Origin of the sequence: Nocardia sp. NPDC057227 (assembly GCF_042669725.1) — a bacterium.
GTDB lineage: Bacteria > Actinomycetota > Actinomycetes > Mycobacteriales > Mycobacteriaceae > Nocardia > Nocardia asteroides_A.
The window spans coordinates 70,579-83,121 of record NZ_JBHUXA010000006.1 but is presented as its reverse complement, the minus strand read 5'-3'; the positions used below and the strand labels follow the sequence as shown (position 1 = coordinate 83,121).

The window sequence follows — 12,543 nt, the reverse complement described above, 5'->3', positions numbered from 1 at the left end:
TCGGCCGGGCGGGACTGGTCATTCCCAGCTCACCCCGACAGCCACGTCTCCCCGTCGCCCACCAGCCAGCACGTCACACCCACCGATCGTCCGCTCCCCTGTCACTACCGACTGGCCCCCAGAACAAGCATCGAGTACGGGCGCATGGTCCGTTACCACCGGTGCGGGCACAGTCGGGCGGCGTCCGCGCGGCGCGGGTTCCCGGGGGGAACCGCGCTCCGGGCACTCGGCCCAGTTGGCGGACGCTACGCACTCCAGGGTGCAGGGCATCCGCACAGCATGGCAACAATGCCGCGCGAGATGCAGTTCACAGCGCCGGGCGTGGCGCTATTTATCGAGGATCTCGGTCAAGCGGGGTGCGATCCGGGCGAGCGCCTCCGGGGTGGTCATGAGCAGGTGCGAGGTGTCGACGGGGTGGTCGATGACCGGGGTGTCGGTGTAGGGGGCCCATTCGGCGGGGTCGACCAGCACCCCGCCGGGGTCCGGCCGGGTGGCGCGGAAGAACTCGATCGGGCCGCGGAAGACGCCGAAGCCGGACCGGCCGACCAGCTCGACCACGCTCATGGCGCCGCGGTAGATGCGCCGCAGCCGGGCGGCGTCCAGCACCGCGAGCTCGGCGGGGATCGCGGCGGCCAGCGCCTCGAGTGCCGCCTCGCTCAGGTCGCCGAGGTCCTCCTCCGGGGGCAGCGCCGCCGGCGCGATCCCCACCTCGGCGAAGGCGGAGCGCACCGCGCGCCGGAAATCGGCGAAGTCGACGGCCGGGGTGCCGTCCAGGACCGCGAGCAGCTCGACCTCGGCGCCGTCGCGCTGCAGCCGCACCGCGACGGCGTGCGCCAGCACCCCGCCGATCGACCAGCCGAGCAGCCGGTACGGCCCCGTCGGCCGCACCTTCCTGATCTCCGCGACATACCGCTCGACGAAGTCGTCGAGCGAGGTCGGATGCCAGTCGTCCTCGGTGAGCGCGGGCGTCTGCAGCCCGAAGATCGGCTGGTCGGCCGGGAGGAACCGGGCCAGCCCGGCGAAGCTCCAGGCCAGGCCGGTGTAGGGGTGGAGGCAGAAGAGCGGCGGCCGGTCGCCCGTGCGCCGGATCGGCAGCAGCACCCCCATGGCGGCGTCGTCGCCCGAGTGCGCGGCGACGATCCGGGCCGCGACGCCGGCCACGGTGGGGTCGTCGAAGAAGACGGCGACCCGGAGCTCGGTGCCGGTGCGCTCGCGCAGCCGGGTGACGACCCGGGTGGCGATCAGCGAGTTGCCGCCGAGCTCGAAGAAGTCGTCGTCGGCGCCGACCCGTTCGGTGCCGAGTACCTCGGCGAAGACCGCGGCCACCGTCTCCTCGGCCGGGGTCGACGGCGCGCGGAACTCGCGGGCGGCGTAGCTCGGGGCGGGCAGGGCGCGCCGGTCGAGCTTGCCGTTCACGGTCAGCGGGATGGCGTCGACCGGGACGAAGGCCGAGGGGACCATATAGCCGGGCAGCACCTCGGCGACGCCGGTGCGCAGGGCACCCGGGTCGAGCGCGGGCGCGCCGGGGGCCGGGACGACGTAGGCGACGATCCTGGCGTCGCCGGGCCGGTCGGTGCGCACGACCACCGCGGCCTGCGCGATTCCGGGCCGGGTCAGCAGCGCCGCCTCGATCTCGCCGAGCTCGATGCGGAAGCCGCGCACCTTCACCTGGTCGTCGGCGCGGCCCAGGTACTCGAGTTCGCCGTCGCGGGTCCAGCGGGCGCGGTCGCCGGAGCGGTAGCGGCGGGTGCCGTCCGGCCCGGCGACGAAGCGGGCGGCGGTGAGGGCGGGCCTGCCCAGGTAGCCGCGGGCCAGCTGGCCGCCGCCGACGTACATCTCCCCCGCGACCCCGATCGGCACCGGCCGCAGCCGGTCGTCGAGCAGCTCCAGGTCGAGGCCGGGGATGGCCAGGCCGACGACGCTGCCCGCACCCGCGTCGATGGTCGCGGCGTCGAGCGGGCGGTAGGTGACGTGCACCGTGGTCTCGGTGATGCCGTACATGTTCACCAGCCGCGGCGCGCGGTCGCCGTGCCTGGCGACCCAGCCGGCGAGGCGGCGCGGCTCCAGCGCCTCGCCGCCGAAGATCACGTACCGCAACCGCTGCGGCGCGGCGGAGCCCCGCTCGGCCTCGGCGAGCTGGTAGAAGGCGGACGGCGTCTGGTTGAGCACGGTCACCCGCTTCGCCCGCAGCAGCTCCAGCAGCTGCTCCGGCGAGCGCGCGGTGGCCTGGTCGACCACCACCAGCTCGCCGCCGAAGGCGAGCGCGCCCCACAGCTCCCAGACCGAGAAGTCGAAGGCGAAGGAGTGGAACAGGGTCCACACGTCGTCCGGGCCGAAGCCGAAGTCCGCTGCGGTGTTGGCGAGCAGCCGGACCACGTTCCCGTGCGGGACCGCGACGCCCTTGGGGCGGCCGGTGGAGCCCGAGGTGTAGATGACGTACGCGATGGTGTCCGGGGTGGGCGCGGCACCGGTGATCGGCGCGGCATCGCCCTCGTCCAGGTTCGCGGCCTCGACCACGGGCAGGCCGGGCGGCAGCTCGACCTCGATGCCCGAGGCGAGCACGACGCTCGCGGGGCGCGCGTCGGCGAGGACGTAGGCGATGCGCTCGGCCGGGTAGGCCGGGTCGATCGGCACGTACCCCGCGCCGGACTTCAGCACCGCGAGCAGCGCGACGACCAGCTCCGGCGAGCGCGGGAGCAGCACCGCGACCAGCGTCTCCGGGCCCGCGCCCGCGGCGGCGAGCCGCCGGGCCAGCACGGTGGAGCGCCGGTCCAGGTCGGCGTAGGAGAGCGTCTCGGCGCCGTAGGTCACCGCGGGCGCCTGCCCGCGCTCCGCCACCGCGGCGGCGAAGAGATCGAGCAGGGTGCCGCCGGGGTCGGCCGCGATTCCGGTGCCTGCCGGGTCGCGGGTGACCAGCGCCCGCTCGCGGTCGTCGAGCAGGTCGATGTCGCCGGTCGGTGCGCCCGCGTCGGCGACGACGGCGCGCAGCACCCGCAGGTACCGCTCGGCGAAGGTCTCGATGGTGGCGGCGTCGAAGAGGTCGGTGGCGTAGTTGACGCCGAGCGCGATGCCGCCGTTCTCCGGCAGCTCGGTGAGGTTCCAGTGCAGGTCGAACTTGGCGACGTGCGCGTCCGCCTCGACCCCGGCGATGGTCAGCCCGGGCAGCGCGAACTCCGCGGCCGGCAGGTCGGCCAGCGAGAGCGCGACCTGGAAGAGCGGGTGCCGCGCCTGCGAGCGCGGCGGGTCGAGCACCTCCACCAGCCGCTCGAAGGGGACGTCGGCGTGCGCGAACGCCGCCAGATCGGTGTCCCTGACCCGGCGCAGCACGGCCTCGAAGGAATCCTGCCCGGCCACCGGGGTGCGCAGCACGAGGGTGTTGACGAACATGCCGACCAGGTCGTCCAGCTCGGCCTCGCCGCGGCCGGCCACCGGGGTTCCGATGGCGATGTCGGTGCTCCCCGAGAGCCGCGCGAGCAGCACCGCGAGCGCGGCCTGGGCGACCATGAAGAGCGTCGCGGTGTGGTCGGCGGCGAGCCCGCGCAGGGCGCGGTGCAGCTCGGCGTCGATGGCGACGGTGTGACCGGCGCCCGCGTGGGTGGCGAGTTCCGGGCGCGGCCGGTTCAGCGGCAGCTCCAGCTCGACCGGCAGCCCGGCCAGCGCGCTCCGCCAGTACGCGGTCTGCACCGCAGCCACGCTCGCCGGGTCCGACTCGTCGCCGAGCAGCCGCCGCTGCCACACGCTGAAATCGGCGTACTGCACCGGCAGCGGCGCCGGCTCCGGCGCCGTTCCCGCCGCCCGCGCCGCGTACGCCACCATGACGTCGCGGGTCAGCGGCCCCACCGACCAGCCGTCGGCGGCGATGTGGTGCGCGACGAAGACCAGCACGAACTCGTCCGCGCCCGCGATCCGGAACAGCGCGACCCGCAGCGGCACCTCCGTCGTCACGTCGAACCCGGCGGTGACCACGGCGGCCACCCGCGCGGGGAGTTCGCCGGGCGACACCTCCGCGACCGGCAGCCCGGCCCCGATCGCCCGCTCGACGTCGAGCACCCGCTGCACCGGGCCGTCCGCGGTCTCCGGGTAGACGGTGCGCAGCACCTCGTGCCGCCGGACGAGATCGGCGATCGCCGCCGCCAGCGCGGCGATATCGAGCTCGCCGGTGAGCCGGACCGCGATCGGCACGTTGTAGACCGCCGAATCGGGGTCGAAGCGGTTCAGGAACCACATGCGCTGCTGGGCGAGCGAGAGCGGAATCCGCTCCGGGCGCTCGGCCGCGACCAGGGCGGGGCGGGCACCGGTGCCCGACTCCCGCTCCAGCACCGCGGCGAGTTCCGCGACCGTCGAGGTCTCGAAGAGGGTGCGGACCAGCACCCTGGTGTTCAGGGCGGCGCCGAGCCGGGCGGCCACCCGGGTGGCGAGCAGGGAATTGCCGCCGAGGGTGAAGAAGTCGTCGTCCAGGCCGACCCGCTCGACGGCCAGCACCAGGCCGAAGACGTCGGCGACGGTCTGCTGGACCGGCGTGCGCGGGGCGCGGAAGGCGACCTCGGAGGTGAAGACCGGCGCGGGCAGCGCCGCGCGGTCGAGCTTGCCGACGGTGGTCAGCGGCAGCCGGTCCAGCACCGTGACGGCGGCCGGGACCATGTAGGCGGGCAGCGTCTCGCGCAGGTGCGCGGCCAGCTCGGCGGTGTCGACCGTGCGGCCGCGGGCGGCGACGACGTAGGCGGCGAGGTTCGCGACCCCGGTCTCGCCGCGGTGGCCGATGGTGACCGCGAAGTCGACGCTCGGGTGCGCGGCCAGCGCGGCGTCGATCTCGCCGAGTTCGATCCGGAAGCCGCGGATCTTGACCTGGAAGTCGGCGCGCCCGACGTACTCGACCTCGCCGCCGCGGGTCCAGCGGACCACGTCGCCGGTGCGGTACATGCGTTCGCCGCCGCGGTAGGGGTTGGCGACGAAGCGGTCGGCGGTCAGCCCCGGCCTGGCGTGGTAGCCGCGGGCCAGCTGCACCCCGGCGATGTAGAGCTCGCCGGAGACGCCGACCGGCACCGGCTGCAGCCGCGCGTTCAGGACCAGCGACTGGGTGCCGCGCTGCGGGCCGCCGATGGTCACCGTCTCGCCGGGGACCAGCGGGGCGCTGGTGTTGCTGCACACCGTGGTCTCGGTGGGGCCGTAGCCGTTGTGGTAGGCGCGCACGGTGCCGTCGAAGAGCGGGGCGGCCCACCTGGCGATCAGCTCCGGCGGGCTGGCCTCGCCGCCGGCGATCACCACGCGCAGCGTGTTCAGCCCGGACGGGTCGAAGGTGGCCAGCGCGGCGGGCGGGATGACGGCGTGGGTGACCCGCTGCTCGCGGATCAGCTCGGCGAGCTCCGCGCCGCCGTACACGCTCTGCGGGACCACGACCAGGGTCCCGCCGCGCAGGATCGCGAGGAAGAGCTCCAGCAGCGAGGCGTCGAACGAGGGCGAGGCGAAGTGCAGCGCCCGGGTCCGGGCGCTCAGCTCGAAGCGCCGGTCCTGGTCGGCGGCGAAGTTGGCGAGCGACCGGTGGCTCACCACGACGCCCTTGGGCCGGCCGGTGGAGCCGGAGGTGTAGATGATGTGCACGGGGTGGTCCGGGTGCAGCGGCACGCGGCGCTCGGCGTCGGTGACCGGGGAGGCGTCGAAGCCGCGGGTATCGAGGTCATCCAGCACCAGCCACCACGCGGTGCCCGGCAGCTGCGCGCGGACGCCGCCCGCGGTGAGCCCGATCCGGGCGCCTGCGTCGTCGATCATGAAGGCGATGCGGTCGACGGGGTTCCTGGAGTCGATCGGGAGGAAGGCGGCGCCGGTCCTGGCGACGGCCGCGAGCGCGACCACCGACTCGATCGAGCGCGGGATCGCCAGCGCGACCACGTCTTCCGCTCCGACACCGGCGGCGATCAGCAGCCGGGCCAGCCGGTTCGCGCGCTCGTTCAGCTCCCGGTAGGTGAGCGTCCGCCCGTCGTCGACCACCGCGGGCGCGGCGGGCGCACCGGCGGTGAACAGCTCGGGCAGCAGCCGCGGCGCCTGCGGCGGCGGGCAGGCCCGCGAGATCAGGTCGGCGCGCTCGGCGGGGTCGAGCAGATCGACCGAGCCGACCGGTTTTTCGGCGTCGGCCACCACCGCGGCCAGTACGCGCACGAGGCGCTCGGTGAACGCGCGCACGGTGTCGGCGTCGAAGAGGTCGGTCGCGTAGGTCACCGAACCCGCCATGCCAGCGGGCGCGCTCGCTCCCGCACGACGCTCCTGGAGCGTCCACTGCAGGTCGAACTTGGCAGGCTGTGCGGGTGGTTCGATGCCCGCGACCAGGAGGCCGGGCAGCTCGAACTCGGTCATCGGTGCGTTGACCAGGGTCAGCGCGGTCTGGAAGAGCGGGTGCCTGGCCTGCGCGCGCGGCGGCGACAGCACCTCGACCAGCCGCTCGAAGGGCACGTCGGCGTGCGCGAACGCCGCCAGGTCGGTCTCCCGCACCCGACGCAGCAGCGCGCCGAACCCGTCCGCGGGCGCGACTTCGGTGCGCAGCACGAGGGTGTTGACGAACATGCCGATCAGGTCGTCCAGCTCGGCCTCGCCGCGCCCGGCCACCGGGGTTCCGATGGCGATGTCGGCACTGCCGGAGAGCTGGGCGAGCAGCACGGCGAGCCCGGCCTGGACCACCATGAAGAGCGTGGCGTTGTGCTCGGTGGCGAGCAGGCGCAGCCCGCGGTGCAGCTCCTCGGGGATCTCGAAATCCAGGCTCGCCCCGGCGGAGTGCGAGACGTTCGGCCGCGGCCGGTCGGTCGGCAGCGCCAGCTCGTCGGGCAGGCCGTCCAGCGTCTTCCGCCAGTACCCGGTCTGGATGGCGAGCAGACTCGACGGGTCGTCCTCGGCGCCGAGCAGCTCCCGCTGCCAGACGCTGAAATCCGCGTACTGCACCGGCAGCGGCGCCCACTCCGGTGCGGCGCCCGCCGAGCGCGCGGCGTAGGCCACCATGAGGTCGCGGGTGAGCGGCCCGACCGACCAGCCGTCCGCTGCGATGTGGTGCGCGACGAAGACCAGCACGTACCCGGCGGTCCCCGCCACCTCGAAGAGCGCGATCCGCAGCGGCACCTCGGTGGTCACGTCGAAACCGGTGGTGGCGATCCGGGTCACCCGCTCGGCGACCTCGCCGGGGCGCACCGCCACCGGGTAGAGCCCGCCGACCGCCGCGTCCGCAGGGAGCACGCGCTGCACCGGGCCGTCGGCGGCCTCCGGGTAGACGGTTCGCAGCACCTCGTGCCTGGCGACCAGGTCACGCACGGCCGCGGCGAGGGCGGCGGTGTCCAGTTCGCCGCTGAGCCGGACCGCGATCGGGATGTTGTAGACCGCGGAGGCCGGGTCGAAGCGGTTCAGGAACCACATGCGCTGCTGGGCCAGCGAGAGCGGCACCGGGTCGGGCCGCCGCACGGCGGTCAGCGCCGGACGGCCGCCGCTGCCCGCGTGCTGTTCGGCGCGGGCGGCGAGCGCGGCGACGCTGCCCGCCTCGAAGAGCGCGCGCACCGGCAGCGTGGTGTCGAGCGCGGCGCCGAGCCGGGCCGCCACCTGGGTGGCGAGCAGCGAATTGCCGCCCAGCTCGAAGAAGTCGTCGTCCAGGCCGACCCGTTGCACCCGGAGCACCTCGGCGAAGACCCCGGCCACGGTCTGCTCGACCGCGGTGACCGGCGCGCGGAACTCGCGCGCCCGGAACGTCGGCACCGGCAGCGCCTTCCGGTCCAGCTTGCCGGACGGGTTGAGCGGCAGCCGGGGCAGCACGGTGACCACCGCGGGCAGCATGTACCCGGGCACCGCGCCGCGCACCGCGCTCCGGACGGCGTCGCCGTCGAGGTCGCGGCCGGGCGCGGGGGTCACGTACCCGGCCAGGAACTGGCCGACGTCGCCGTCGGCCACCAGCACGACCGCCTGCGCGACGCCGGGCACCGCCAGCAAGGCGGTCTCGATCTCGCCGAGCTCGATGCGCTGGCCGCGGAACTTGACCTGGAAGTCGGCGCGGCCCGCGTAGACCAGCTCGCCGTCCGCGCGCCTCGTCACCAGGTCGCCGGTGCGGTAGAGCCGCGCGCCCGCGCCGAACGGGTCGGCGACGAAGCGCTCCGCGGTCAGCTCGGGGCGGCCCGCGTAGCCGCGGGCCAGCTGCGCGCCGCCGAGGTAGAGCTCACCGCGCACACCGGGCGGGACCGGCCGCAGCCTGGCGTCGAGCACGTGCGCGGTGCTGTTCCACTCCGGCACGCCGATCGGCACCACCGCGCTGTCGAGCTCGGTGACCGGGTGCGCGGTGATCGAGACGGCGGCCTCGGTCGGGCCGTACAGGTTGTGCAGCCTGGCCCGGCTCACCCGCCGGAACGCCGCCACCGTCTCCGGGTGCAGCGCCTCGCCGATGACGAGGACGTCGCGCAGCCCGGCCAGCTCCGCCGGCCGGGCGTGCTGGGCGAAGACCGCGAGCAGCGACGGCACGAAGTCGGTGACGGTGACGCCGTGCCGCCGGATCAGCTCCGCGATGTACCCGGCGTCGCGCTGCCCGCCCTCCTCGGCGAGCACCATCCGCGCCCCCGCCGCGAGCGGCACGAAGAAACCCCAGATGGAGAGATCGAAGGTGGGCGCGGTCTTCTGCAGGTAGCCGTCGGCGGGGCCGATGCCGTACTCGGCGACCAGCCAGGCGATCTGGTTGGCCGCGGCGCCGTGCGGCACGGTGACGCCCTTGGGCCGCCCGGTGGAGCCGGAGGTGAACAGCGTGTAGGCCGGGTGCCGCCGGTCCGGAACGGTGTCCTGCGGCAGCGGGTCGGCGGCGTGGGTGGCCGCATCGGCGAGGGTGCAGCGGGCGGTCCGCGGGTCGACCTCGACCGGAAGCCGCATGCCCGGCTCGGTGATCAGCACCGCGGGGCGGGTGGTGTCGAGGATGTGCCGCACGCGGTCGGCGGGGTGTGCGGGGTCGAGCGGGACGAAGGCGCCCCCGGCCCGCAGCACCCCGAGCATCGCGGTGACCAGCTCCGGGCCGCGCGGGAGCGCGAGCACAACGGAGACCTCGGGGCCGACGCCCGCCGCGCGCAGCAGCCGCGCCACCCGGTTCGCGGCGGCCGACAGCTCGCCGTAGCCCAGCTCGCCGAACTCGCCCGCCAGCGCCACCGCGGCGGGATCGGCGGCGGCGCGCTCGTCGAAGCCCTGGTGCAGCCGGGTCCAGCGCACCGGGTGCGCGGTCTCGTTCCAGGCGAGGACGTTTCGCCGCTCGGCGGCGTCGAGCAGCGGGATGTCGCCGACCGGGATGCCGGGGTCGGCGAGCACGGCGTCGAGCAGCCGGAGGAAGCGGTGTACCAGCTGCTCGGCGCTCGCGCGGTCGAAGAGCGCGGTGGCGTAGGTCAGGACGCCGGAGATGCCCGCGGGCGAGCCGTCGGCCGCGTACTCGTCGCCGACCACGAGGTGCAGGTCGAACTGGGACAGCGCGATCTCCAGGTCGAGCCCGGAGACCGTGAGCCCGGGCAGCTCGAAATCGGTGGTGCCGAAGTTCTGGAAGGAGAGCCCGACCTGGAACAGCGGGTGCCTGCTCTGCGAGCGGGCCGGGTCGAGCACCTCGACCAGCCGCTCGAACGGGACGTCGGCATTGGCGAACGCCTGGATATCGCTCTCCCGCTGCCTGGCCAGTACCGCGTCGAACCGGTCGCCCGGCGCCAACCGGGTGCGCAGGACGAGGGTGTTCACGAACATGCCGATCAGGTCGTCGAGGATCGCATCGCCGCGGCCTGCGATCGGCGTGCCGACCGCAACGTCGTCGGTGCCGGCGAGCCGGGCGAGCAGCACCGCGAGCGCGGTGTGCAGCGCCATGAACAGCGTCGCGCCCCGGGCGCGGGCCAGTTCGGTGAGCGCCGCGTGCGTCTCGGCCGAGATCCGCACCGGCACCGAGCTGCCCGCGAAGGACTGCACCGGCGGCCGCGGCCGGTCGGTCGGCAGCTCCAGCTGGTCGGGCAGGTCGGCGAGCGCCGTCCGCCAGTGCGCGAGCTGCGCGGCCGCGACCGAGCCCGGGTCGTCCTCGACGCCGAGCAGCGCGCGCTGCCAGATGCTGTAGTCGGCGTACTGCACCGGCAGCGGCGCCCAGCGCGGCGCCTCCCCCGCGGTGCGGGCCAGGTAGGCGACCATGAGGTCCCCGGTGAGCGGGGCGATCGAGGAGCCGTCGCCGCTGACGTGGTGGATCGCCATGGCGAGCACCCACTCGTCCGCGCCGAGCTCGAACAGGGCGACCCGCAGCGGCACCTCGGTGGTGACGTCGAAGGGGGTCGCGATCAGCTCGGCCAGCGCGGCGGGCAGCTCCGCGGCGTCGAGCCCGCGGACGGCGGGCTCCGCGACCGCGCTCGCAGGCATGACCACCTGCATCGGCCCGGTGTCGGTCTCCGGGTACACCGTGCGCAGCACCTCGTGCCGCTGCACCACGTCCGCGATGGCCAGGATCAGCGCCGCGGCGTCGACCGCGCCGCGCAGCCGCACCGCGACCGGGATCGTGTACGCCGCCGACCCGCGGTCGAACCGGTTCAGGAACCACATGCGCTGCTGCGCGGGCGAGAGCGGAATCCGCGCCGGCCGCGGCCCGGCGGTCAGGGCGGGCCTGCCGCCGCGGCCGGCGAGCCGCTCCGCCGCGGCCGCCAGCCGGGCCACCGTGGTGTTCTCGAAGAGCGCCCGGGCCGGGACGCCGGTCTCCAGCGCCGCGCCGATCCGCGCCGCGACCTGGGTGGCGAGCAGCGAGTTCCCGCCCAGCTCGAAGAAGTCGTCGTCCAGCCCGATCCCGTCGGCACCGAGCACCCCCGCGATCACCTCGGCGACCAGCTTCTGCACCCGCGTCTCCGGGGCGCGGTAGGCGCGGTGCTCGAAGACCGGCGCGGGCAGCGCGGCCCGGTCCAGCTTGCCGACCGGGGTCAGCGGGATGGCGTCCAGCACGACGATCGCGGTCGGCACCATGTGCGAGGGCAGTCTGGACTCCGCCCACCCGGTCAGCTCCGGCACCTCGATCGCGGCGCCCGCCGCGGCGTGCACGTAGGCGACGAGCACCGTCGCGCCGGTCGCCTGCTCGACGCCGGTGGTCACCGCGAAGTCCACCGACTCGTGCGCGGCGAGCACCGCGTCGATCTCGCCGAGCTCGATCCGGAACCCGCGGATCTTCACCTGGAAGTCGTTGCGCCCCAGGTACTCGACATCCCCCGAGCTGAGCCTGCGCACCAGGTCGCCGGTGCGGTACAGCCGGGAGCCGCTCTCCCCGAACGGGTTCGCCACGAACCGGGCCGCGGTGAGGCCGCGCCGCTCGTGGTAGCCGCGGGCCAGCTGCGCGCCGGTGATGTACAGCTCGCCCGCGACCCCCTCCGGCACCGGGCCGAGCCGCTCGTCGAGCACGTACTCCAGCACGCGCCGGATCGGCGCCCCGATGGTGACCGTCTCGCCGGGGACGAGCGGGCCGCTGATATTGGTCATGATCGTGGTCTCGGTGGGGCCGTAGCCGTTGTAGAACTCGCGGAACCGGCCGTTGCCGCGCGGCCGCACCCAGCGCCGCACCAGCTCCGGCGGGCACGCCTCGCCGCCGGCGACCACCACGCGCAGCTCGTCCAGCCCGGCCGGGTCGAGCGAGGCGAGCACGGCGGGGGTGATGAAGGCGTGCGTCACCCGCTCCCGGTGCAGCAGCCCGGCCAGCTCGTCGCCGCCGACGATCGCCGGGTCGGCCACCACCATGGTGGCCGCGCCGCCGAGCGCGAGCAGCAGCTCCAGCACCGAGGCGTCGAAGGAGGGCGAGGCGAAGTGCAGTGTCCTGGACTCGGTGCCGACCCGGTACCGCTCGTGCTGCTCGTCGCAGAAGCCCTTCAGCCCGGCCTGGGTGACGACGACGCCCTTCGGCCTTCCGGTGGAGCCCGAGGTGTAGATGACGTAGGCCGCGTCGGCCGCGCGCAGGGAGCGCGGCCGGTCGACGGTGGAGACCGGCTCCAGCGAGAAGCGCTGCGCCGCCGCGGTATCGATGGCGAGCCACTCGACGTCGCCGGGTAGCTCGGCGCGCTCGGCGGTGACGGTGAGCCCGAGCACCGCGCCGGAGTCGCGCACCATGTAGGCCACCCGGTCGCTCGGGTAGCGCGGGTCGACGGGGACGAAGCCCGCCCCGGTCTTCGCCACCGCCCAGACCGCGAGCACCGACTCCGGTGAGCGCGGGATGCCGATGGCCACCAGGTCGCCCGGGCCGATGCCGCGGTCGAGCAGTAACCGGGCCAACCGGTTCGAGCGCTCGTCGAGTTCGGCGTAGCCGAGGCTGCCGTAGCCGCGGTCCGCCCCGGCGAAGACCACGGCGGTGCCGTTCGGGTTCGCCTCGACGGCGGCGGCCATGAGCTGTGGCAGCGCGACCAGCCTGGCGCGGCGGATGCGGGTGGGCTTGGTTCTGGTCGAGCTGGTCATGCGCGGGCCCCCTCGATGATCGAGCTTACTTCTGGCATACCAACCAGCAACACGATTACCCACCCATCATCGAAGAACACCACACGCCTATGAGGACCCCGCACGAGC

The 12,543-nt window shown here is 74.8% G+C and carries 1 protein-coding gene; it reads right to left on the bottom strand.

Features of this window, described 5'->3' with window-relative positions:
• Window positions 1-327 precede the first annotated feature (327 nt).
• On the bottom strand, window positions 328-12,435 hold the full coding sequence (locus tag ACFUJ1_RS11350) for an amino acid adenylation domain-containing protein (RefSeq protein ID WP_378644830.1): 12,108 nt from the start codon (window positions 12,433-12,435) through the stop codon (window positions 328-330).
• Window positions 12,436-12,543: the final 108 nt, after the last annotated feature.

Excerpts from the sequence above, each read along its gene's own strand:
- ACFUJ1_RS11350 (WP_378644830.1), bottom strand. The coding sequence starts at position 12,435 with ATGACCAGCTCGACCAGAACCAAGCCCACCCGCATCCGCCGCGCCAGG.